Source organism: Humibacter sp. RRB41 (assembly GCF_022761015.1).
Lineage (GTDB): Bacteria > Actinomycetota > Actinomycetes > Actinomycetales > Microbacteriaceae > Humibacter.
The window spans coordinates 276,785-300,321 of the sequence record NZ_JAKWJQ010000001.1; the positions used below are offsets into that span (position 1 = coordinate 276,785).

Genomic DNA, 23,537 nt, shown 5'->3' on the forward strand with positions numbered 1-23,537 from the left:
GGCACGCGGTGTCGGGGTGCCTATGCCGGCCATGCGTCGCACAGGGCTGCGGTAGGCGTCGTCGTGGCGTACATCACGGTGTCGGGGGCCGACGTGTATCACGAGGTGGCCGGCGATGGTCCGCCGTTGCTGCTGCTGCACGGCGGGTACTGCTCGATCGAGACGATGCGGGCTCAGATCGATGACCTGTCGCGTGCCTATCGGGTCTATGCACCGGAGCGGCCGGGTCACGGTCGCACCGCTGACCGCGAGGGGCCGATCACGTTCGACGGCATCGTGACCGACATCATCGGCTACATGGATGCCGTCGGCCTGGCGGACGCCCACCTGCTCGGCTTCAGCGATGGCGGCATCGCCGGCCTGTTGCTGGCCCTCGATCGCGCGGAGCGGGTTCGGTCCCTCGTGGCGATCGGCGCGAACCTCGATCCTTCGGGACTCGTCGAGGGCGACGACGCGATCGACAAGTCGGGAGCGGACGGTCACGTGCCGGCCGATCCGCTCGTGCGCGAACTGGAGCAGAAGATGCAGGCCGACTACGACCGGCTCAGCCCCGACGGTCCGGAGCACGCCGAGGTCATGCGCGAGAAGCTGGCGCAGCTCTGGCAGAACGAGCCGTGCATCCCGGTCGCGCGTCTTGCGAGCGTGACGGCGCCGACCCTGGTGATGGCGGGCGACCATGACTCGATCACGACCAAGCACACGGTGCGGATCGCCGAGGGCATCCCGCACGCGCAACTCTGCATCGTGCCCGGCGCAAGCCACCTGGTGATGATGGAGCGGCCCGCGTTGGTGAACCGGATCGTCGCGGAGTTCCTCGGCGCAGTGGCGGGCTGACGTTCGGTGCCATCGCCTCAGCCGCTGAGCTAGAACGCGCCGAGACCCAGCGCGACGAGCAGCCCGGCAATGGTCCAGAACCGCACGACGATGGTCACTTCGCGCCAGCCCATCAGCTCGAAGGTGTGGTGGATCGGGGTCATGAGGAAGATGCGCTTGCCGTGCGTCGCCTTGAAGTACGCGCGCTGGACGATCACCGATCCGGCCTCGATGACGAAGAGGCCGCCGATCAGAATGAGCAGCAATTCCGTGCGGGTTTCGATCGCGAGAGCGCACAGCGCGCCGCCGAGGCCGAGTGATCCGGTGTCGCCCATGATGATCTTCGCCGGGCTGGTGTTCCACCAGAGAAAGCCGATGAGTGCGCCGCAGATCGCCGCAGCGACGATCGCGAGCGACAGCGGATCGTTCGTCGTGTAACACGTGCTCCTGTCGGACATGACGCTGCAGCCGAGCTGGTTGAACTGCCAGAAGCCGATGAAGACATAGGAGCCGATCGCGAGAATGGATGCTCCTGCAGCGAGGCCATCCAATCCGTCCGCGAGATTCACGCCGTTGGTCGCTGCGGCGGCGAGAACGTTGATCCAGAGCAGGTAGAGGACGACCCCGACCAACGGGACGGCGGTCGCGATCTTCGCGAGGTCGAGGGCCGGGATGTCACGGATGGCCGAGATCGCCATCGACGCGGGGGTGTAGCCATGCTCGTTCGGGAACTGGATCGCGAGCAGGCCGTACACCGTCGCGACGATCACCTGTCCAGCGATCTTGGCCCAGCCGGTGAGGCCGAGGCTGCGCTGGTTGCGCACCTTGAGAAAGTCGTCGACGAATCCGACGGCGCCCATGCCGACGAGCATCAGCAGGATGAGCAGCGATGATGCAGAAATACCGTCGCCTCCATTGAGCAGCGCCGAGACGAAAAATCCGAACAGGGCCGCCAGGGTGATCACGAGGCCGCCCATCGTGGGCGTGCCACGCTTCGCGTGGTGCGACTCGGGACCATCGTCGCGGATGAACTGGCCGAGTCCCCACCGCTTGAACAGACGGACGACGAGCGGAGTGAGGAAGAGGGAGAAGACGAGAGCGAGGGCGCCGGCGGTCAGAAGCGTCCTCACGCGGACGATGCTTCCAGGAGTCGCCGACACAGGTCAGGTCTTCGAGCGGTAGATGTGTCGTTCGTTCAGGATGTGCGATCGGTACGTCGACCTGGGCCGCGGGCGCGAACGGCGGTTTGTCACCCTGGATACATGCCGGGCGCAACCGGCGGACCTTAGCGTCGAAAGGACGGGCTGCTCGAACGCCCGGAAAGGACGAGGGGGGGGTTGTGTGATGAGTTTCGACCAGTGGGTGACGTACTTCCGGCGCAATCGCGGGCGGCAGGAGCGTATCGAGGCCGGCGTCGACTGGGACGCATCGTGCTCGATGACGGAAAACGAGCGTGCCGCGCTGGTTCGATCGTTCCAGCGCTTCGAACTGGGAGAGTCCGGTGAGGGCCACGAACTGCTGCGGAAGGCGGCGCGTGCCGGCGACCCGGAGTACCTGGAAGCTTTGAAAGGCCTTGTGGTCGAGGAGCAGCGGCACTCTGCTCTCTTCGGGCGAGGGCTTCGCCACATGGGCGCATCCAGCTTGCCGGCTCATTGGTCCGATGGTGCCTTCACGGCGTTGCGGCATGCGCTCGGCTTGCGCACGGAGATCGGCCTCTTCCTTGTCGCCGAAACCGTTGCACTCGGCTATTTCCGTGGGCTCGCCGAGCACGGTCCTGACGAAGTGATCCGCGGAATCGGGGAGCGCATCGTGACGGACGAGGTCGAACACGTGCGTTTCCAGATCGATCGGTTGCGTCTGGGATTCGCCGGCTCCACGAGCATTGCGCGGTTCGCGGCGCGAGGAGCGCTGTCGGTGGTCGCGGCCGGAGCGGCGACGGTGCTGGTCGTGGATCACCGAGCCGCCCTGAGGGCGGTGGGCTTCAGCCTCTACGGGTACTGGTCAGACGGACTCCGCACCTTCGCGCGGGCCGCTTCGGCTGCCTTCGGCAAGGAGTCACGGATGCTCGGCCCCAGTTTGCCGGCCGACTCAGTGCTGCAGGCCCCTTCCCGCTGACGCATCGAGCTGCGCGGCATCTTCAGTGGCTCGGCGAACGGAGGCGGGGCGGGGCGATGGAATGATCGTGCTGTGGATACTCAGATCAGCGAACTTGCTCGGGATATCGATGCGGCATGCCGGCTCTCCGGCGAGTTCACGCTCAGAAGCGGTTTGATCGCCACGGAGTACTTCGACAAGTACCGATTCGAGACCGACCCTGTTCTGCTGTGCCGCGTGGCCGCCGCGATGGTACCGCTCCTGCCACCCGACACCGAAGTGCTGGGAGGGCTGGAGCTCGGCGGGGTGCCGATCGCGACGATGGTCAGTTCCTTGACCGGACTGCCCGCCCTGTTCGTGAGGAAAGAACCGAAGGGATATGGCACGAGGAAGCTCGCGGAGGGCGATGATGTGGAAGGCGCGCGAGTGACCCTGATCGAGGACGTGATCACCACCGGAGGCGCGGTGCGGAACGCCGCGATCGCCCTTCGCACTCTCGGCGCACGGGTTCATACCGTCGTCTGCGCGATCGACCGATCCGAGCCCGGCCAGAACGTCCTCGAGTCGATCGGGTTGACCACCACATCCGTCTTGACCAAGAGGATGCTCGACGACGCACGCGCATAGCGCGGCGCACGCGTGGCTGCGGATGAGCGGATGCCCGCCGGCGCGATAGCGTAGAAGGCTATGGCTGCTGGGCGCGACGAGACGGTGATCGAGCGGCACGTGCGCGCTCGGATCGCGCTGTGAGCGACCTCGGGTTCAGGGCATACGGCAAGCTGCTCTCGGTACCCTCCCGCACGCTGATGGTGGTCGCCGGCCTGCTCGCGCGCACCCCGATCGCGGTGCTCGGGTTCGGCTTCCTCTATTTCGCCCACGCGAGCACCGGCTCGTATGCTCTCGGTGGTCTCACCTCCGGCCTCGCCATCGCTTCGATGGGCCTCGTCGGGCCGCTTGCCGGACGCGTCGCAGACCGGCGCGGGCAGCGGCAGCTGCTGCTGGCATCCGCGATCACGCATCCGCTCGCAGTCGCGGGCGCCGTCGCCAGCGGCTACCTCGGCTCGATGGTCGGCCTCGTCATCATGTCGGTGTTCTGCGGCGTCACGGTCGCACCCGTCGGCGCCTTCATGCGCGCCCGCTGGTCGACGATCGTGGAGGACACGTTCCTGCTGCGCACGGCGTTCGCCATCGAGGCGGTCGCAGACGAGATCGTCTGGGTGTTCGGTCCGGCGGTCGCCGCATTCCTCGCCGCTGGAGTCGCACCGGCGGGCGGGCTCATCCTGTCCGGGATCATCGGCCCGCTCGGCGCTCTCTTCCTGCGGATGATGCCAGACGCGAAACCGCTGCCCAGAACCGAGCACACCCATCGACCCGACCAGCTCTTGCGTTCGGCGCCCTTCGTCATCCTCCTGGTCGCGAGCTTCGCAACCGGAATCGGCTTCGGCATCAACGACCTGTCGATCGTCTCGCTCGCGACGGCCGGCGGCGTGCCGGCACTCGCGGGCACTGTGCTCACTGTCTACTCCATCGGCAGCGCCCTGGGCGGGTTCGTCTTCGGCGCACTGTCCACCAGGCTGCGCTCGCGACAGATGCTCGTCGGCACATCGCTGGCACTGTTCATCACCTGGGCATCGCTCGCGCTCGCCCCCAGCATCTGGTGGTTCTACCCGCTCGGCTTCTTCGCGGGCGCGACGATCGCCCCGCTGATGATCTCGGTCAACCACATCGCGCAGGAGATCGTCGCGCCCGAGATCGTCACAGAGGCGCTCGCGTGGCTGAACACGTTCGTCATCTGCGGGATGTCCATCGGCTCGTTCGCCGGCGGCCTCATCAACGACGCGGCCGGCCCGCGGACCGCGTTCGTGGTCGTCGCATGCTCGTCCGTTGTGCCGATCCTGCTGGTACTCATGGGGCTCCGGGCATTCAAGACCGTCGGACGTGCGCCTGTCCCCAGTACGGGGCAAGCCGGCGGTGGGGAGCCCGGCCGATCCTAGAATCTCCCCATGATCGGCTGGGGGCGAGCCATCGGGGTCGTCGCTGTCGCCGCCGTCGCGGCGATCGCGATCGTGACCGCGCCGACGGCAGCTCACGCGGTGACGAACACCGAGTTGGACAAACTCTGGACGATGACGCCGAAGCAGGCGCAGGCATATCTGCTCAAGCATCCTGAGACGGCCGTCGACCTCGCGAACTCCGACAGTTCCTATGTCGACGAGCTCTGGAACGATGCGACTCCGAAGCAGCGCCGCAAAGCGCTGAAGTCGGCGCCGGAGCTGATCGGCAACCTCGAAGGTGTCGATTACACCGATCGCGACCGTGCGAACCGGCTCTACCTCGCACAGGCGCTGAAGGCCACGACCAAGAAGGTCGCGGCGAAGCCCAGGGACGAGGCCGCACAGTTCAGGCTGAGGGCGCTCAAGGCGGTGAAGGCATCCCTGCGCGCAACGCACCGACCGCGGAGGTATCTCGTCGAGCTCACGCCTGCCCCGAGACCCTTGGCGGCGGTCGCGGTGGGCGACCCGGACACCGCGCAACAGGTCACGTTCGACGTGCCGGGCATGGGCACGTACTCCGACGACATGCAGCTGTGGGCGCAGGCCGCCCAGAACGTGTACGACGAACAGGGGAAGGCGGGTGCTCCGGCCGAGCGCTCGGTCGTCGCGTGGATCGGATACGTCACGCCTCCGCCGGGCATCGACGCCACGCTCGGCGAGTACGCGGCACAGGGTGCGCCGCGTCTGGTGTCAGCGCTCGAAGGGTTCATCGCGAGCAGGAGCGGGGATCCCGACGTCGATCTGAGCGTCGTCGCGCATTCATACGGCACGACGACCGCAGCGAACGCGCTGGCATCCGTGCACCTCGGCATCTTCGCGTTCGTGATGCTCGGGTCGGCAGGCGTCGAGGAGAGCATTCGGGATGCCCGCGCGCTGCACGCGAAGCACGTGTACGCGGGCGAGGCATCCGGTGACACCCAGGCGCAGTGGGGCAGGCTTTCGCGGCGCGACCCGCGTGCGCCATCGTTCGGAGCGACGATTCTGCACGTCGAAGGCACGGCGACGAAGCTGCCGGTCACGAACCACGAGCCGATCAAGCACTCGAACTGGAACAACGACCCCACCTCGGCCGCCTACGCGAAGTTCAGCGACATGACGGCGCTCGCCAAGAAGTACGGCGAGCATGTGACGACCTTCGGCTATCTGGATGCCGGAACCGAGTCGCTCGCGAACACGGCGACCGCGACCGTGCGGTATCCGACCCGTGGGCTGACCTGAGCGCCCGGTCTCGACCGCGTGAGCGAGCGGGTCAGGCGATGCCGCCATCCGACTCGACACCGGTTGCGTGGGCGATGATCATGGATGCCACCGGCTGAGGGCTGCGGATCATCGCCTCGTGACCGCGGCCGGCGATCTCGCGCATCTGGGCATCCGGAATCAGCTCTGCGACCCGCGCAACCCATGGCCGCGGGCAGACCCTGTCGACTTCGCCGCGGAGCACGAGGGTGCGGGCTCTGACGTCGGGCAGAACGTCCTCGACATGGTGCGCCAGCATCTGGCGCAATTTGCGCACGAACCACGCGGGCCCGGCCTTCGCATACTGCACGGTGCCGAGCCAGAGCACCCGCGGGCTCTCGTCGGCGAGGTCCTGCATCATGCGCCACGCCTGCTGCCGAGCGGTGCGTTCGGCGGGGTTCACCGTCGGGGCGATCAGCACTGCGCGCGTCGCGATCTGCGGATGCCTGACCAGCGCCTCGCTGACCACCTGCGTGCCCATCGAGTGCCCGACGAGCACGGGGTCGACGACGTCGAGCGACGCGACGAACGCGGCGAGGAAGTCTCCGCTGGATGGCATATCCAACGGGTCGGGTGGTTCGGGCGAGTCGCCGAAGCCCGGAAGATCGACAGCATAGACGGGGCCGGCCTTGCCGAGCTCCTCAGCGAGATCGCGGAAGACTCTGTGACCCATGCCGATGCCGTGCACGAGCACGAACGCCGTTCCCGTCGCGGCCCCGCTGCGGGTGTACACCATCGATCGCCCGTCATGCGCGAACGTGCGGACGACGTCATCGCTCATGCGCCAACGGTATCCCGACCAAGGCGAGGCGGTTCTGCTCGCATCGTCGTGCGCGGGCCAAAGCTGCCTGGCCTACGCGCAGAGCTTGCCGTTTGCTATGGCAGAGCTGAGCGAAACCGCCGCATTGACTCGGTGAATTCGTAGGCCGCTCCACAGCCTCCGACTGCTGCCGGAAAATGCCGCTTCCTACGGTCGACGAGTACTTGGTCGATTCGCGCCGAGTGGACCGTTGACAGCCGCAAGGAGCATCCATGTTCGCCACGTACTTGAGACGTGAACTCAGCAACCGCAAGAAACAGAGCATCATCATCGCGATAGGCATGGCCTTGGCGATCGCGCTCGTCATCCTGGTGAACGGGGTGTCGGCCGCCGTCAAAGACGCCGAGACCACCGCGCTCTCGTCGGTGAACGGTGTCGGCACGGACATCACCATCAGCAAGACGGCGAAGCCGGGAAGCGGCAACCAGAGGTTCGCCTTCGGCTCCGGCGACCAGTCGAGCGCCAGCGACGGCAGCACCAAGCTGTCGCAGAGCACCCTGGCCGCGGCCATGGGAACGGCGACCTACAGCTCGAGCGCACTGAAGAAGGTAAAGGCGGTCGACGGCGTCTCCGCCGCCACCGCGACCCTGTCGCTGCGCAACAGCACTTTCTCTGGGCAGATCGCCCAGGGCTCGGGCACATCCGGTGGCGGCACGACGGGTCAATCCGGGGCCGGCGGCGGAGCTCCCTCCGGCGCGTCCGGCACGGGCGGATCGGGCCCGAGCTCGTTCAACGTCGACTCCTTCTCAGTCGCCGGTATCACGCCGGGCACCACCAAGGTCGGTCCGATGAGCTCGACCGAGCTGAGCAGCGGCCGCTACCTCAAGGCGAGCGACGACGGCACGTACGTGACCGTTCTGGATGCCAGCTACGCGAAGAGCGAAAGCCTCAAGGTGGGCAGCACCCTGACCATGGGCGGCAAGAAGTTCACCGTGGTCGGCATCGTGAAGTCCACGTCCTCCGACTCGACCACAGCATCGAACACGTACATCCCGCTCGACACCGCGCAGAAGCTCGCGGATCTCGACGGCAAGGTCTCGAACATCTACGTGAGCGCGGCATCCGCCGGCGACGTCGCAACACTGAAGACGGCGCTCGAGAAGGTGCTGCCGAGCGTGACCGTCAACACGCAGGCCGACCTGGCATCCAGCATCTCCGGCTCGCTGTCGACGGTGTCGACGCTCGTGGCCAACCTCGGCACCTGGCTTTCACTGCTCGTGCTGGCCGCGGCATTCCTGATCGCGGTGCTCTTCACCATCTCGGGCGTCGGCAGGCGCACCAAGGAGTTCGGCACGCTGAAGGCGATCGGCTGGAGCAACGGACGCATCGTGCGCCAGGTCACCGGTGAGTCGCTCGTCAACGGGCTGATCGGTGGCGCCATCGGCACGGTCGTCGGCATCGCCGCCATCGTCATCGTCAACCTCATCTCCCCGACGCTGTCGACAGACGGGGCGACAGCGGGTGCGGCCGGCGGGGCGGGAGCACCAGGCGGAGGCGGTGGAGCACCTGGTGCGGCCCAAGCCGCGAGTTCGGCGGCCACAGCGATCTCGCTGCACATTCCGTTCACCGGCGGCATCGTGCTGATCGCCGTCGGGCTGGCCGTGCTCGGCGGCCTCATCGCCGGAGCGTTCGGCGGATGGCGTGCCGCTCGACTTCGCCCGGCCGAAGCCTTCAGGAGCGTCGCGTGATGCCCGCCCCACGCCACCCGAACGATCACCGAAGCGACGATCCCCGAGACGACAAGCACCGAGACGACAAGCACCGAAACGACAAGGAAGCACACCGATGACCGACACACTCGCCATGCCGAGCGCACCAGAAGAACAGTCGATCGGCGACGCCTACGTGCTGCGCGGAGTCACCAAGACCTACACGCAGAAGGGCAGGACGGTGCAGGCGCTGCGCGGGATCGACCTGGAGATTCCACGCGGTCAGCTCGTGGCGGTCCAGGGCCCGACCGGCGGCGGCAAGTCCACGCTGTTGCAGATGCTGGGCGCGCTCGACCGGCCGACATCCGGATCGGTCCAGATGGGTCGAAACGACCTGTCGACGGCGAACGACAAGGAGCTGGCGAAGATCCGCGGGGTGGAGATCGGATTCGTCTTCCAGGGCTTCAACCTCATACCGACGCTGTCTGCAGCGGAGAACGTGGAGACCGCGTTCGCGACGAACGAGCTGCCGCGGGCCGAGCGCAGGCGGCGCAGTGCGGAGGCACTGGCATCCGTCGGCCTGCAAGATCGGGCGGACCATCTGCCGGCCGAGCTCTCCGGCGGTCAGCAGCAGCGTGTTGCCATCGCACGGGCGCTCGTCAAGGAGCCGACCGTGCTGCTGGCGGACGAGCCGACGGGCGCTCTCGACGAGGGAACGCGCGACGAGATCATGGCGCTGCTCGAGAAGGTCTGGCACGAGCGGTTGCTGACAGTGGTGATCGTCACGCACGACTCGGCTGTCGCGCGGCGGGCGGAGCGTCGGCTGCGCATCAAAGACGGCGCGATCAAGGAGGTGTGATCGCGCACCACGTGCCGCGCTACACGAATCGGCATCCGCTACTGAACAACTCGGTAGCGGATGCCGATCTGTGTAGCGTGACGGCGCTGAGAGCGGCTCAGGCCTTGTCGTTCTCCTTCAGCCAGGCCAAGGACTCCGCGATGCCTTCGAACACGTCGCCCTTGTAGGCGTCGAACTCGACGACGCGCAGCGCGTTCGGGGCGGCCTCGAGGATCGCCTTCACGTCGACGTCACCCTGGCCGGCCGGCTTCTGATTCTCGAACGCGGCCTGCAGCGCCTCGGGCACGATCAGCGCGCTCTCGCTGCTGGGCAGCACGTTCAGGATGTCGTCGGTGATCGTGCCGTCCTTGATGTGCAGTGCGCGCACGCGGTCGCCGAGCGAGCGGAGCACGGCAGGGGTGTCGGCGCCGCCGACGGTGGCCCAGAACGTGTCAACCTCGAGCACGGTGTCTGGACCGAGCAACTCGACGAACAGCTCGTAGACCGGGCGGCCGTCGACCTTGTTCGTGAACTCCCACTGGTGGTTGTGGTACCCGAACTCCAGGCCGCCGGCCTTCGCCTGCTCGGTGAGCTCGTTCACGCGCTCGGCGAGACGGCGCACGTCGTCGGCGGTCTGCCAGCGATCGGTCGGAATGAAGGGGTCGATGACGGTCGTCATGCCCAGTTCGGATGCCGCGTCGAAGATCGCACCCGCGTCATCCGAATCGATGACGGGAGCGTGGCCCGACGGGGCGGTCAGACCTGTTGCGGCGAACGCGCGGACGTAGTCGGCGGTGCGCAGGTGGAACGCGTAGGGCTCGACCTTGGTGAAGCCGATCTCGGCGACGCGGGCGACCGCGCTGTCGAGATCCGCGTCGATGGCATCGCGTACCGAGTACAGCTGCACAGAGGGGTTGGACACAGATTGCTCCTTCGTTGGAATTGGTCGCGTCAGGCGTCGACCGCGACGGTGAACTCGGCATGTGCGTCGGCATCGGCGCTGCCGCCGACCCAGACATCGAAGACCGTGGCATCGAGCACCCAGTCGTGCGGCGCTGCACTCCAGTATCGACGCTCTTCGGGCGTGACCTCGAATGTCACGGTCTGCGTCGCGCCTGCGGCGACCTCGACGCGACGGAAGGCCTTCAGTTGGCGCAGCGGCCGTGAGGATGTCCCGAACCGCTGGTGCAAGTACAGCTGCGCGACCTCGACGCCGTCGCGATCGCCGGCATTCGTCACATTGACGGACACCGTGACGGTGTCATTCACACCCGAGCCGTCGCGGTCGACGCGCACCTCGCTGTACTCGAAGGACGTGTACGTCAGTCCGTGGCCGAACGGGAAGAGCGGGGTGCTCTCCTCATCCCAGTACCGCTTGCCCTGGGCATCCGGTGCGTGTGAACGCGTCGCAGCGTGATGGATCGGCACCTGCCCGACGCTGCGCGGCCAGGTGAAGGGCAGCTTGCCCGCCGGAGCCGCATCGCCGAACAGCAGTGCGGCGACGGCGGAGCCGCCCCGCGTGCCCGGGTACCAGATGTCGAGGATCGCCGGCACGTTCTGTGCCGCCCACCGCACGTCGAGCGGGCGCCCGTTCATCAGCAGCAGCACGATCGGAGTTCCGGTGGCGACGGCGGCCTCGAGCAGCTTCTGCTGATCGCCGGGCAGCGAGAGGTCGGAGCGCGACGCGTTCTCGCCGATCATGTCCTGCTGCTCGCCGAGCACGATAACGGCGACATCGGCGTCGGCTGCCGCCTCGACGGCACGCGTGAACGCGGCATCCGCGTCGAAGTCGGCGGGCGCCGACGGGCTGCTGTCGCCGAACGCCTCGAACATCGACGGGAACGTGCGCTTCGGTTCGGCCACACCCTGCTCGTACGTGACGGATGCCGTGCCCGCCAGCCGCTCACGGATGCCGTCGACCACCGTGACGGTCTCGTCGAGATCGAAGTCGAACACCCACGGCCCGATGGTGTCGCGCTTCGATCCAGCGAGGGGTCCGAGCACAGCGACCTTCGTCAGCGACTCAGCGCTCAGCGGCAGCAGGACGCCCTCGTTGCGCAGCAGAACTGCGGAGCGCTCGGCCGCGCGCTGCGACTCGTCGCGGTGCCCGGTATCCGCCAGCACGCGCACGGACTCCTGCACGTCGACGTACGGCTGCTCGAAGAGTCCGAGCTTCTCCTTGACGACGAGGACGCGCCGCACCGCCTCGTCGAGGCGTGCTGCGGAGACCCGCCCGTCGTCGACAGCGGCGACGAGGGTCTCGAACGCCGGCTGGAAGACGCCCATCTCCATGTCGACGCCCGCGTTCAGAGCGCGCACCGCGGCATCCGCTGCGTCGGCGGCGAAGTGGTGCGTCTGCAGATCTTTGGCGGCGTTGGCGTCGGTGACGACGAAGCCCTCGAAGCCGAGCTCGTCGCGCAGCACCTCGGTGAGCAGCCAGTGGTTCCCGGAGGCGGGAACACCGTTCAGGTCCATGTACGCCGACATGATGTTGCCGGCGCCCGCGTCGATCGCGGCCTTGAATGGCGGGAGATACGTGTTCCAGAACTCCTGGTCCGAGAGGTCGACCTCGTCGTAGTCGCGGCCGCCGAGCGCCGCCCCGTAGCCCGCGAAGTGCTTCGGGCCGGCGACGATGTGATCGGGTGCTCCGAGCTCGCTGCCCTGAAAGCCGCGCACCTGGGCGGCCGCGACGACGGATGCCAGCAGCGGGTCCTCGCCGGCGCCCTCGATGATGCGTCCCCAGCGCGGATCCCGCGCGATGTCGACCATCGGCGCGAACGCCCAGTGGATGCCGACGGCGCGCGCCTCCTTCGCCGCGACGGCCTGCGCGCGCTCGATGGTGTCGGCATCCCACGACGCGGCCAGCGCGATCGGCACCGGGAAGATCGTGCGCAGCCCGTGGATGACGTCGAACCCGAACAGCAGCGGAATGCCGTGCACGCTGCCCTCGATCGCCTGCTTCTGCAGCCGGTTCGTCTGCTCGGGATCGGTGACGAAGAGCAGTGAGCCGACCGAGCCTTCGGCCAGCGCGGCCTCGACTGCCTGCGGCTGACGAGCCATGAACGGGTCCACGCCCTCCGCTCCGGCCGGGATGGAGAAGTAGAAGTACTGGATCAGCTGGCCGACCTTCTCCTTCGTGGTGAGGTCGGCGAGCAGCTGCTCGATGCGCGGGCCGGCGGCGGCGTTCTCGGTCATGCGGGTCCTTTCGTAGTGGTGTTCAATGGCGCAGTTGCGCGGCGAGCGTCGGCGAGGGAGTCCCGCTGGCTGGGCGGCCTACGATGTCAGGATGAGCGACGGTCGGGCGAGCGAGGATGCCGCCCCGCGTCGGTCGTACGCGAAGGGCATCGCTCGGCGCAAGCAGATCATCGAGAGCGCCATTGCGGAGTTCGCCGATCACGGCGTCGACGGCACGTCGCTGCGCACGCTCGGCGATGCGATCGGGGTCTCGCACGCCACGCTGAGGCACTACTTCGCCTCGCGTGACGAGCTGCTCGTCGAGGTCTACCGGGCGCACGAGCAGAGCACGGTCGGCGAGATGCTCGAAGCCGCGAAGCACGATGCGACAGCCGTCGAGGTGATGGCCGCGAGCGCCGAGCGCAACCGGTCGATCCCGGGACTCGTGCGCCTCTACGCGACGCTCTCGACCGATGCCCTGCAGGAAGGGCATCCGGCGTCCGAGGCGTTCATCAAGGAACGTTTCGAGGGTCTGAGGACCGTGCTGGCGGAGCGGATCCGCGACGACCAGGCGGCGGGACGCATCGCGGGCGACATCGACCCGGCGGATGCCGCAGCCCTGGTCATCGCAGCCTCCGACGGTCTGCAGGTGCAGTGGCTGCTCGCGCCGGACACCGTGGACGTGCGGCGTTCTCTGGCGCTGCTGGAGCGCATCCTGCCCGCTCCGGCCGGCGACGAGCGCTCTATCGACTGACCCGTTGAACACGCGACATCGCTGCGTCACGAACATGCCCAGCACCCCTTCGTCGTCGTTCACGAACGATCGTACAGGCAAAAACCTGCCGATGTAAGGTTTTATCACCCCTTACACGGGGGCGAGCGGGCGGTCATCCCTGCGGCATACATTCAGCGCAAAGCTGCGGCAAGGGGGCCGAGCATGTCGTCCTTTCTCTACAGTGTCGGGCGATGGGCCTACCGTGCCCGCGCGTTTGTGCTCACGGGCTGGCTGATCGTGCTGGCCGTCGCGATCGCGTGTGCGGCGCTTCTCGGCACCGGCACGCAGAACACCTATGCGATTCCGGGCACGGAATCCCAGCAGGCGCTCGATTCCCTGGCCCGCACCTTTCCGCAGATGAGCGGGGCGACGGCGCAGCTTGTCGTGGTCGCGCCGAAGGACTCCACTGTGCGGGAGTCGTCGTTCGAATCGGCGGTCGACGCGAGCGTGAAGCGACTCGCCGCCATTCCGCAGGTCGCGTCGGTCACGTCGCCGTACGCATCCTCGTCGAGCGCGAATATCAGCTCGGATGCCTCGGCAGCCATCGTTCCCGTACAGCTCACGGTCGTGCAGAGTCAGGTGAAGCCGTCGACGGCCGACGCGCTGCAGGCGGAGGCCCATCGCTTGCAGAAACAGCTCCCTGCCGGTTCGCAGACGGCCATGGGCGGCCAACTCTTCTCACAGACCGCCGCGGGCATCAGCGTGACGGAGCTGCTGGGCATCGCCGTCGCGTTCGGCGTTCTCGCGCTCACCTTCGTCTCTCTGCTCGTGGCGTCGATGCCATTGATCACGTCGCTGCTGGGCGTCGGGGTGGCGCTGGCCGTCATCCTGGCGATGACCTCCATCACGACCATCACGTCGACGACGCCACTGCTCGCCCTGATGCTCGGCCTCGCCGTCGGCATCGACTACGCGCTGTTCATCACCTCACGACATCAGGACCAGGTGCGGCACGGCGTCGATCCGCAGGAGTCTGCCGCGCGCTCGGTCGCGACGGCGGGGTCCGCGGTGGTGTTCGCCGCCGTCACGGTGATCATCGCCCTGCTCGGGCTGAGCGTGGCGGGCATCCCGTTCCTCACGACGATGGGGGTGGCATCCGCCGGCGCCGTCGCACTGGCAGTGCTCGTGTCGCTCACGCTCACCCCTGCGCTGCTCGGCTTCGCGGGATGGCGCGTCGTGCGTCGTCGATATCGGCCGGGCGAGAGCGAACGGATGCCCCGCAGCAAGCGAGCGCAAGCGCGCAAGGCACGCCGTGAGCAGGCCGCCGCGCACGCCGCCGCGGAGGGCCAAGCCACGCGCCCGCCGCGATTCTTCCTCGGATGGGTGCGCGGCGCCACCAAGTGGCCGGTGGTCACGATCGTGGTCATCGTCGCGGGGCTCGGCCTGCTCACTCTGCCGATGACGCATCTGCGGCTCGCCCTCCCCGACGCGGGTTCGCTACCGGCCGGCGAGCCGGGACGTGTGGCGTACGACCTCATCGACGAGCACTTCGGACCCGGATACAACGGGCCGCTGATCATGACCGGGTCGATCATCCAGAGCAAAGATCCGGTCGGACTCATGAACGACCTCGGCGCGAGCATCGCGAAGGTGCCGGGCGTGGTCGCTGTGCCGCTCTCCACGCCGAACCAGGGCGGCGATACGGGCGTGGTGCAGGTCATTCCCAACGGTTCCCCCGACTCCGTCGCGACCGAGCAGCTGGTCGCGCGACTGCGCGCCATGCATACCACGTTCCAGAAGGAGTACGGCGTCGATCTCTCCGTCACCGGATACACCGCGGCGGGCATCGACGTGTCGGAGCGGCTCGGGCAGGCGCTGCTGCCGTTCGGCATCCTGGTCGTCGGGCTGTCGCTCGTGCTGCTTGCGATGGTGTTCCGATCGATCGTCGTGCCCGTCACGGCCGCGCTCGGCTACCTGCTCTCGATCGGTGCCGCCTTCGGGTTCACCAGCCTGGTCTTCGAGAACGGGTTCCTCGCAGGGCCGCTCGGCGTCGCATCCCTCGGGTCCGTGATCAGTTTCATGCCGATCATCCTGATGGGTGTGCTGTTCGGACTGGCGATGGACTACGAGGTGTTCCTGGTCAGCCGCATGCGCGAGGACTACGTGCGCCACGGCGACGCGCACTCCGCGATCCGCACAGGATTCCTCGGCTCGGCCCGCGTGGTCACGGCCGCGGCGATCATCATGTTCGCGGTGTTCGCCGCGTTCGTGCCAGAAGGCGACGCGTCGATCCAGCCGATCGCGCTCGGCCTCGCGGTCGGCGTCGCAATCGATGCGTTCGTGGTGCGCATGACGCTCATCCCGGCCGTGCTCACGCTGTTCGGAAGACACGCCTGGTGGATGCCCCACAGCCTCGACCGCGTTCTGCCGCACTTCGACGCGGAGGGTGAAGGGATCGCCCTCGAACTCGAGCTCGCGAACTGGCCCAACGATGCCGGCGAGCTCGCGATCGCCGCATCGGATGTCTCGATCCAGAGGTCCGGCCTCGACGTCGTCACCGGCTTCAGCGCTCGCGTGCCGTACGGCGACGTGCTGGTGGTGCGATCGGACGACCGTATGGCGGGGGCGGCGCTCGTCGCGGCGATCTGCGGTCGCCGGCCGGCGGCATCCGGAAGGCTCAAGGTCGATGGATACGTTCTGCCATCCAGGAGCGGCGCCGTACGCGGACGGTCGGGCGTCGTGCCGTTGCGCGGCGCGCTCCGACCGGTCGACCGGGCGAGAATCGTGCTGCGCAGCGGGGTCGCGCTGATCGGGCTCTGCGACATCGACGCTGTCGCAGGTGGTCGCGATCGTGCCGCGTTGGCCGCGCTGCTGCAGGATGCCCGTGCCGCCGGCGCGGGAAGCCTGACCGTTGTTGCATCCTGCGCTGCGGACTCCCCGGTGACGGACGTGCTCGGGACCGAGGGCGTGCACGAAGTGACGATCGGTGGGTCGCCGATCGGTGGGGCGCCGACCGGCGCGGAGCCCGCGGAGTCTGCTGTGCAAGCGGGGGTGAGCTGACGTGTCCGGGAATCCGTTGTCTGCGCTGTCGGGAACGGAGCGGCCCCGCACGGTGATGCTCGCCGTGGTGGTCCTTCTACCCCTCCTGATCGGAATGATGCTCACGTGGGGGCTCTCCACGCCGGCGCTGCACCTGGACCGCGTTCAGGCCGCGATCGTGAACGACGACGTGCCCGTCACGATCAACGGCACGACGACACCGCTCGGCCGCCAGTTCGCGGCGGGGCTGATCGCCGGTTCCAGTCCGAACGAGGACGCCCCGACCCAGGCCACCCGAGTCGGCTCGAACTTCGACTGGGTGCTGACGAACGACCAGGATGCCTCCGACGGCCTCGCGAGCGGACGGTACGCCGCGGTCGTGACCGTTCCCGGCGCGTTCTCCACGTCGATCAGCTCGCTGTCCGGGCCGGCGCAGAGCGCGGTGCCGACGCTGGTCCAGGTGAGGACCAGCCCGTCGGCCGCGCTTCTGGATCCCGCGCTCGTGCAAGCGGTCACGGCGACCGCCACCGCGCAGCTCAACCAGCAGATCGTGGACCAGTATCTGCAGGGCGTCTACCAGGGCTTCAACTCTGTGCACGACCAGATCGCGCAGGCGTCGTCGGGGGCGACGCAGGTGGCATCCGGTGCGGACTCGGTGTCGAGCGGCGCGCAACAGCTGAACTCGGGCGCGCAGTCGCTGTCGTCCGGCCTGAACACGCTCGCGTCGCAATCCGCGAGCCTGCCGGATCAGACCGCTCAGCTGGCGGATGGCGCGGGCCAAGTGAGTGCGGCGACGCAAGGCATCTCGTCGTCGGTCTCGTCTGCCGCGTCGTCGTTCGCACCCGTCGTGGCGCAGATCTGCCAGCATCCGGGGGCGGTGTGCGACCAGGCGACGGCGGCGCTCGCGAAGTTGCAGAGCGCGTCGTCGAGCGCGAGCCAACTCGCGTCGGGGGCAGGAGCCGTGGCATCCGGCTCGTCGGCACTCGCGGCAGCGATGCCACAACTCGTGGGCGGCATCGATCAGGCGGCGTCCGGTGCCTCGTCGCTGGCGAGCGGTGAGGCGAGCCTCGCGTCGGGTGCCGATCAGGTCGCCAGTGGTGCCGACCAGCTCGCTTCGGGGCTGGCGCAGGCGGTCGACAAGATTCCGTCGTACTCCGATTCGGACATCCAGGTGCTGTCGTCGACCGCGTCGCAGCCGGTCGTGATCGATCCGCGTTCTGCGCCGTCGGGCATCCAGGCGGCACCGTTGTTCACGCTGCTCGGGTTGTGGATCGGCGGCCTGGTGCTTGCACTGGTGCGCAAGTCGGTACCGCAGTCCCGGCTGCTCACCAGCGCACCGTCGCTCGGGCTTGCTGCACGATCGGCCGGAATCGGCGCCGCGCTCGGCGCCGCCCAGGGACTGGTGCTCGGAGCCGTGGTGCTCCTCGGGTTGGGTCTCGCGCCTGGTGTGTGGGCGGGATACCTGGGTACGTCGGTGCTTGTCGGTGCCGTCTTCGCAGTCGTGAACCAGGGTCTCGTGGCCGCGTTCGGTGCGGTCGGACGCCTGCTCGCCGTGCTCGTCGGCGTCGTGGCCCTCGCCGTGGGCATCTCGTCGACGGTGCCTGCGTCTCTGGCCGGTGTCGCGGCCGCCTTGCCGACATCACCTGCGCTCTCGGCGCTTCGTGGTGCCGTCACGGGCGAACCGGCGCTCGCCGTGCAGGCCGGAGTGCTCGTTGTGCTCTGGGGCATCGGGGGGATCGCGCTCGTGTTCGCCGGCGTCGTTGCGCGACGGCGGCTTCGCGTGGTGTGAGGCGCGGGCTGCTGGAGGTGCACGGGAGGCCGCGCGCACTGATCGAGGTGAGGGGTCCATCCTCGGCCGGCGCCTGTTAATCCGAGCGCATCGTGAGGCCGAGCCGTGATCCGCGCCTTGTCGAAGGGTGAATCGGCTGATGCTGCCGTCACACTGGAACTATGACTCCCGCACGCCGGTGGGTGCTGCACGTGGATCTCGACCAGTTCGTCGCGGCTGTCGAGGTGCTGCGCAGGCCCGAGCTTGCCGGCAAGCCGGTGATCGTCGGTGGCAGGGGAGATCCGACCGAGCGGGCCGTGGTCTCGACGGCGTCCTACGAGGCTCGCGCATTCGGAGTCGGTTCGGGGATGCCACTGCGCATCGCTGCGCGCAAGGCGCCGGATGCGATCATCCTGCCCGTGGACGCACCGGTGTACACGGCAGCGTCGGAGGAGGTGATGGTCACTCTTCGCGAGCAGCCAGGCGCGGTCGTTCAGGTGCTTGGTTGGGACGAGGCCTTCCTCGGTGTGACCACTGACGATCCTGAGGCGTACGCGCGACGTGTTCAGGAGGCGGTGCTCGAACGGACGCAGCTGCACTGCAGCGTCGGCATCGGCGACACGCTCGTGCGGGCCAAGAACGCGACCGACTTCGGAAAGCCGAGCGGCACCTTCCGGCTCACAGCCGAGAACTGGATGGAGGTCATGGGCGACAAGCCGACGATCGCCCTGTGGGGAGTGGGTTCGAAGATCTCGAAGCGGCTCGCAGCGCATGGCATCCTGACCGTCGCGCAACTCGCGAGCGCGGATGACGCCGTGCTCGTGGCGGAGTTCGGGCCGAAGATGGGGCCGTGGTTCGGTCAGCTCGGCCGCGGTGAGGGTTCGTCGGTGGTGGATGACACGCCCTGGGTCGCGCACGGTCACGGCCGCGAGACCACCTTCCAGCAGGATCTCGTCGATCGTTCCGAGATCGAGCAGGCGGCACGCGACCTGGTCGCGCGGGTGCTCGAAGACGTGGTTGCAGAGGGCCGACCGGTCGTCGGTGTCGGCCTCAAGGTGCGGTACGCACCATTCACGACCACGACACTCGTCCACAAGATCGCGCCCACCTTCGAGCGCGACACGGTCCTGGTCGAGACGATGAAGCTCGTCGACAAGATCGAGCCCGACCGCCCGCTGCGCCTCCTCGGCGTTCGGGCGGAGATGGCGATGCCGGATGATGCCCGCCAGGGACACACGCCCACTCGCAGCGGGTGGTAAGCACACGTCCACATGCCCGGACGATCCGGCGCCGCGCCGCGCCGCGCCGCCGGACGGCGTTCGTTGCCAGCGCAGGCGGGACTGCTACGGGGCAACGGTCTGCGTCCGCTGGAACCGATAGGCCCGACGAATGATCCGACCATTACTGACGTAACACTCAAGCACCAGCACTGTGCCCAAGGCGGATGGTTTTGCGGACATGGGACGATCAGGAGATGGGCGAATAAGGTTCGACCGACGCGGGTGCTCCTGAAGTCGGGGCATTGGCCATCAACGTAGTGGTGCCTCAGGAGTTGCGGTGGCGTGCCTCTCGCCGTGGCGAGGAGTATGGGTTGCGGAGCATCACAGTGAGGCAGCGGACCGCCCCGCGGAGCTATCGGGCTCCCATTGATGCTTGACCCCGAACAAGCCGATCACTGGCTGAGGAGCCCGCAGAGCTTTCCGTTGCGTGGCCATCCGTGAACGTGAGCGCGGGTCGGATGACCGTGCGGAACAGTTGTTCTCTGCTTGCGCGGCTGCTTTCTCGGCCGTCGATCAGGGAGAAGAAGGCGAGATCGGTGAGGATGACGTAGGCCAACCGCGTGAACAGGGGCGAGTCGCGCACGATGTCGCCGCGGTCCGCAGCGTTCTCGAAAAGAGCGGCGAGCTCGTCCAGGCGGGGCATGATGATCTCGTTGCGCAGGTGGGTGGCGAAGTCCGGGTCGCTCGATCCCGCCTGCAAGAGCAGGATTCCCATGCGCAGGTCGCGATCCGACAAGCGTTCTGACGAGGCCAGCTGCGTGAATGCTTCGTCGAGCGAGATCGTTTCGATGTTGTCGATCAGAGGCGGGTGTTGGGCATCGTCCTGCGTCAGAGCGGCCAGGACCAGTCCGGACTTGCTGTCCCATTGCCTGTAGAGCGTGGCCTTGCTCGTTCGGGCGCCGGACGCAACCGCGTCGAAGGTCAACCGTTCATAACCAACCGTCAGCAGCAGCTCGCGGACCACGCTGAACAGTTCGGCACGACGCTCAGAAGACATCCGTGAACGACGTGGAGCATCACTTGGCATGCCATAAGTGTACGATACCGTTTCGTACATTTAAATGGAGGCGGATCATGAAGATCCTGATGTTCGGTCGCGGTGTGATCTCGACCATTTACGGCTGGGCACTGGAGCAGGCCGGGCACGACGTCGAGTTCTATGTGCGACCCGGCCGTGCCGCAGCCTACGGAGACACCATCGACCTCGACATCATCGACGCCCGACACGGCATACGGGGGCGCCAGGTCCGCCATGCTTGGCCCGTGCGCTACCGCGAGACTCTGGCGGCGGACCACGACTTCGACCTGATCGTGCTCAGCGTCGGTCATCATCGTCTCCCCGAGGCCGCCGAGTTCCTCGCCTCGCGTGTCGGCCGGGCCACCGTGCTCGTCTTCGGCAACATCTGGGCAGAGCCACTGGACGCGGTCGCGGGCCTGCCCACGGATCGTCTCGCGTGGGGCTTCCCCCAGGCCGGCGGCGGATTCGATGAGGACGGCGTGCTCCGTGGGATGCTGCTGCGCTCAGTCATCCTCGGCACCCTCGACGGACACGTCAGCGAACAGGGACACGAAGTGCGCCGGATGTTCCACCAGGCCGGATTCCGGATCAGCGAACAGCCGGACGTCACCGCCTGGCTCTGGATCCATTTCATAGCCGACGCGGGCATGCACTCTCAAGGGTTGATGGCCGGCTCACTCTCCAAGCTCGTCGGGTCGACCAGCGGCTTTCGCGAAGCGCTGCTCACGACGCGGGAGCTGCTCCCGCTCTTGACCGCGCGCGGTATCGACCTCAGCGAACATCGGCGAAGCGTGCTTCTCTACCGCTTGCCCGTTCGGCTGAGCTCCACCGCCTTCGCGTGGGTAACGGCACACCTGACATCGATCAGCCGCTCCCTGCGGGCGCACACCGATCCCACCGCAGAGGAGCCACGGGCCGTCTGCCGCGACACCCTTGCCGAAGCGCGACGCCTGGGTGTCCCCGCACCGCGACTTGAAGCCGTGGAACCACGATTCATTGAGACGACGACGTGAGCCGGTTCGGAGCCCGGACGCGGACGGCGGAGTCGGCCGTGATGCCCTCGCGCAACCGGTCGATGAGAGTGCCGTCGACCGGGACGCCAGCGGTCTGAAAGCCGATGAGCGCAGCCAGGTGGGCGCCGCGGTGAGCCACGACCGCGTCGTTCACGACGATCCGAGCACGCGCCGCAGCGCGCTCGATGGATCATGCCCGCGTCTGAAGAAGGAGATGATCGTGCAATGGAATTCACGGGGACGGGCGCACGTCGAGCCGCGGCAGCAGGGCGGATCGAGCAGTGGGTGCATCAGTTCATGCGCGGCTCGGGCGACAACCGCCCGCTCGCCGACGGTCTTGCGTTGCAGCCCAGGTGGTGGCTCGGACCCGTCATGGTCCCGGCCGGGCTCCTCAGGCGCAAGACCGGGCCCGAAGAGGGCATGGAGTACCGAGTGCCTGCCGACGAGTGGGAGGCCGGGTTGCCGAGCTACATCCGCGCGATAGCGGCGGCATGGGATGTCCCGCCGCTGATTGCGGAGTACGTCGGCGAGTCAGAGCTTCTGCTTGCCGACGGCAGCCACCGGGTAGAGGCGCTGCGCGCTCTGGGGCGTGCCGAGATCGAGGTTGTGATCTGGTTCAACTCCGAAGCGGAATGGGCGTCGTATCGGCTTGAACCCTGAGGTACGCGATGACGGAGGCGCTCGGTACGGTGACCCCATGACCTTCGCAAACGCCGGCTCATTGGGCACGGTTCCCGGAAAGCGCGACGAGCTCGTGCGGCACCTGACACAGCACAGCGACACCCTCAGAGAGATCGGGTGTCTCGCCTACGAGGTCGGAGTCAACGACGACGAACCCGACACCGTCTTCGTCATCGAGCTGTGGGAGAGCGCGGCTGCGCACCAGGCGTCGCTCACGCGACCGGAGGTGCAGGCGTCGATCGCTGCGGCGCGGCCCTTGCTCTCCGGAACGTTCGGCGGGTTCCGTTTCGACGTCGTGGGGTCGCCGCTGCGCGACTGAACGGGCCGCGTGCCGCCGCCGAAGCGACGACGGTCAGATCGCGTCGAGTGGCGCCCACTCCACGATCCGGAACTCGCCGTCGCGCTTCTCCACCTTGAAGCCGCTGTGTCCGCCGAAGTGCGCGGGGAACATCAGGATGCCCTTCTCGGCCGCCTCGGAGAAGATCCGGTCGCGCGTGAGGTGCGCTTCGACAGCATCCTCATCGAAGCAGCTCGACGTGTGGATATCACGCACCTGCGCCGGGCTGTGCAGGGTGTCGCCGATGAAGAGCACTTCCGCGCCGCCGGAGACCAGTCGCAGGATCGATGCTCCCGGCGTGTGCCCAGGGGCGGCTTCGAGGATCAGCGCGTCGTCGATGCGATGACTCCCGCTCCACGATGTGACCTGACCGGCGGCGATGATCGGGGCGATGCTGTCGGCCCAGGCGGTGTGCGCTCCGGCGCCCATGATCGTCGCGTTGCCGTTCGCCGGATCCCAGAACGCGAGGTCCTCGGCGGGCAGGAGATACTCCGCGTTCGGAAACGTCGGAACCCACTCACCGTCCACCAACCGCGTGTTCCATCCGATGTGATCGGCGTGCAGGTGCGTGTTGATGACGACGTCGACGTCTTCCGGCGCGACTCCCGCCGAGGCGAGGCGCTCGAGGAACGCGGTCTGCAGGTGGGACCAGGCGGGGACATCCGGCCGGTCCTTGTCGTTGCCGATGGCCGCATCGATGAGGATCGTCTTGTCGCCGCTGCGCAGCACCCACGTCTGCATCGCGACGCGTGACGTGCTCGCCATCGGGGTCGCGCCATCCGACTCGAGGAAGTGCGGGCGCAGCGCGTCGACGTCATCGGTCCAGGCCGACTCGTCGGTGCCTGGAAAGAACTGGTCGGGCGTCATGCCGATGCTGCCCACGCTCTCGACGACGCGCGTAACGCTGACGTCGCCGAACGTGAGGGCGGGTGCGGTCAGGGCGGGAGGTGCGATGGTGCTCATGTCGTGGTCGTCCTTCGTTCGGTGGGGATGGAGACCAGAGTCGTC

General features: G+C 67.7%; 21 protein-coding genes. 14 read left to right on the top strand and 7 right to left on the bottom strand.

What is annotated here, in order from left to right; genetic code table 11:
• The first annotated feature begins 63 nt into the window (after positions 1–63).
• Positions 64–834, top strand: a complete 771-nt coding sequence (locus tag MJ603_RS01415; protein ID WP_243061876.1) for an alpha/beta fold hydrolase — start codon at positions 64–66, stop codon at positions 832–834.
• Positions 835–863: 29 nt separating this feature from the next.
• Here MJ603_RS01415 and mraY read toward each other — a convergent pair whose 3' ends face one another.
• Entirely contained in the window at positions 864–1,943 is a 1,080-nt protein-coding gene (gene mraY / locus MJ603_RS01420; protein ID WP_243061877.1) for a phospho-N-acetylmuramoyl-pentapeptide-transferase, read from the bottom strand.
• A 214-nt stretch (positions 1,944–2,157) separates the two neighbouring features.
• Between mraY and MJ603_RS01425 the strand changes: the two genes are divergently transcribed.
• The 4 genes from MJ603_RS01425 to MJ603_RS01440 all read left to right on the top strand — a co-directional run bounded on the left by MJ603_RS01425 (position 2,158) and on the right by MJ603_RS01440 (position 6,179).
• On the top strand, positions 2,158–2,928 hold the full coding sequence (locus tag MJ603_RS01425) for a ferritin-like domain-containing protein (protein ID WP_243061878.1): 771 nt from the start codon (positions 2,158–2,160) through the stop codon (positions 2,926–2,928).
• A gap of 72 nt (positions 2,929–3,000) precedes the next feature.
• Positions 3,001–3,534 carry an orotate phosphoribosyltransferase gene (pyrE, locus tag MJ603_RS01430; RefSeq protein ID WP_243061879.1) on the top strand — a complete coding sequence of 178 codons (534 nt, stop codon included), beginning with the start codon at positions 3,001–3,003 and terminating at the stop codon, positions 3,532–3,534.
• Between the two features lie 119 nt (positions 3,535–3,653).
• Positions 3,654–4,901 (top strand): MFS transporter, encoded by a 1,248-nt coding sequence (locus tag MJ603_RS01435; RefSeq protein WP_243061880.1) that lies wholly within the window; start codon positions 3,654–3,656, stop codon positions 4,899–4,901.
• Positions 4,902–4,910: 9 nt separating this feature from the next.
• The gene (locus MJ603_RS01440; RefSeq protein WP_243061881.1) at positions 4,911–6,179 is read left to right on the top strand and encodes an alpha/beta hydrolase; all 1,269 of its coding nucleotides are present in this window, start codon (positions 4,911–4,913) and stop codon (positions 6,177–6,179) included.
• A gap of 31 nt (positions 6,180–6,210) precedes the next feature.
• On the opposite strand, the gene MJ603_RS01445 is transcribed toward MJ603_RS01440, so the two are convergent.
• Positions 6,211–6,978 carry an alpha/beta fold hydrolase gene (locus tag MJ603_RS01445; RefSeq protein WP_243061882.1) on the bottom strand — a complete coding sequence of 256 codons (768 nt, stop codon included), beginning with the start codon at positions 6,976–6,978 and terminating at the stop codon, positions 6,211–6,213.
• A gap of 251 nt (positions 6,979–7,229) precedes the next feature.
• Between MJ603_RS01445 and MJ603_RS01450 the strand changes: the two genes are divergently transcribed.
• Together MJ603_RS01450 and MJ603_RS01455 are read left to right on the top strand one after the other, a co-directional pair.
• Positions 7,230–8,705, top strand: coding sequence for an ABC transporter permease (locus MJ603_RS01450; protein WP_243061883.1), 1,476 nt, complete (start codon positions 7,230–7,232; stop codon positions 8,703–8,705).
• Between the two features lie 97 nt (positions 8,706–8,802).
• The gene (locus MJ603_RS01455; protein ID WP_374230777.1) at positions 8,803–9,525 is read left to right on the top strand and encodes an ABC transporter ATP-binding protein; all 723 of its coding nucleotides are present in this window, start codon (positions 8,803–8,805) and stop codon (positions 9,523–9,525) included.
• A 97-nt stretch (positions 9,526–9,622) separates the two neighbouring features.
• On the opposite strand, the gene MJ603_RS01460 is transcribed toward MJ603_RS01455, so the two are convergent.
• Positions 9,623–10,426 (bottom strand): sugar phosphate isomerase/epimerase, encoded by an 804-nt coding sequence (locus MJ603_RS01460; protein ID WP_243061884.1) that lies wholly within the window; start codon positions 10,424–10,426, stop codon positions 9,623–9,625.
• A 29-nt stretch (positions 10,427–10,455) separates the two neighbouring features.
• The gene (locus tag MJ603_RS01465; RefSeq protein ID WP_243061885.1) at positions 10,456–12,699 is read right to left on the bottom strand and encodes a glycoside hydrolase family 3 N-terminal domain-containing protein; all 2,244 of its coding nucleotides are present in this window, start codon (positions 12,697–12,699) and stop codon (positions 10,456–10,458) included.
• Between the two features lie 91 nt (positions 12,700–12,790).
• On the opposite strand from MJ603_RS01465, the gene MJ603_RS01470 reads away from it, so the two are divergent.
• The 4 genes from MJ603_RS01470 (at position 12,791) to MJ603_RS01485 (ending at position 19,459) form a co-directional block, all read left to right on the top strand.
• Positions 12,791–13,432 (top strand): TetR/AcrR family transcriptional regulator, encoded by a 642-nt coding sequence (locus MJ603_RS01470; RefSeq protein ID WP_243061886.1) that lies wholly within the window; start codon positions 12,791–12,793, stop codon positions 13,430–13,432.
• A gap of 183 nt (positions 13,433–13,615) precedes the next feature.
• Entirely contained in the window at positions 13,616–16,453 is a 2,838-nt protein-coding gene (locus MJ603_RS01475; RefSeq protein WP_243061887.1) for an MMPL family transporter, read from the top strand.
• Between the two features lies 1 nt (position 16,454).
• Entirely contained in the window at positions 16,455–18,221 is a 1,767-nt protein-coding gene (locus MJ603_RS01480) for a hypothetical protein (protein ID WP_243061888.1), read from the top strand.
• Between the two features lie 161 nt (positions 18,222–18,382).
• A complete protein-coding gene (locus tag MJ603_RS01485) occupies positions 18,383–19,459 on the top strand; it encodes a DNA polymerase IV (RefSeq protein WP_243061889.1) in 1,077 nt (358 codons plus the stop codon).
• A 373-nt stretch (positions 19,460–19,832) separates the two neighbouring features.
• Here the strand turns inward: MJ603_RS01485 and MJ603_RS01490 are convergent, their stop codons facing one another.
• Positions 19,833–20,477, bottom strand: a complete 645-nt coding sequence (locus tag MJ603_RS01490; RefSeq protein WP_243061890.1) for a TetR/AcrR family transcriptional regulator — start codon at positions 20,475–20,477, stop codon at positions 19,833–19,835.
• A 77-nt stretch (positions 20,478–20,554) separates the two neighbouring features.
• Between MJ603_RS01490 and MJ603_RS01495 the strand changes: the two genes are divergently transcribed.
• Complete coding sequence (locus MJ603_RS01495) at positions 20,555–21,511, top strand: ketopantoate reductase family protein (RefSeq protein ID WP_243061891.1); 957 nt, start codon at positions 20,555–20,557, stop codon at positions 21,509–21,511.
• On the opposite strand, the gene MJ603_RS01500 is transcribed toward MJ603_RS01495, so the two are convergent.
• Complete coding sequence (locus MJ603_RS01500) at positions 21,492–21,665, bottom strand: hypothetical protein (protein WP_243061892.1); 174 nt, start codon at positions 21,663–21,665, stop codon at positions 21,492–21,494. The two genes, MJ603_RS01495 and MJ603_RS01500, sit on opposite strands and share 20 nt — an antisense overlap.
• Positions 21,666–21,736: 71 nt before the next feature.
• Here MJ603_RS01500 and MJ603_RS01505 point away from each other — a divergent pair, with 71 nt between their 5' ends.
• Entirely contained in the window at positions 21,737–22,171 is a 435-nt protein-coding gene (locus tag MJ603_RS01505) for a hypothetical protein (protein WP_243061893.1), read from the top strand.
• Between the two features lie 37 nt (positions 22,172–22,208).
• The gene (locus tag MJ603_RS01510; RefSeq protein ID WP_243061894.1) at positions 22,209–22,511 is read left to right on the top strand and encodes a putative quinol monooxygenase; all 303 of its coding nucleotides are present in this window, start codon (positions 22,209–22,211) and stop codon (positions 22,509–22,511) included.
• 33 nt (positions 22,512–22,544) lie between these two features.
• On the opposite strand, the gene MJ603_RS01515 is transcribed toward MJ603_RS01510, so the two are convergent.
• Entirely contained in the window at positions 22,545–23,492 is a 948-nt protein-coding gene (locus MJ603_RS01515) for an MBL fold metallo-hydrolase (RefSeq protein ID WP_243061895.1), read from the bottom strand.
• Positions 23,493–23,537 lie beyond the last annotated feature (45 nt).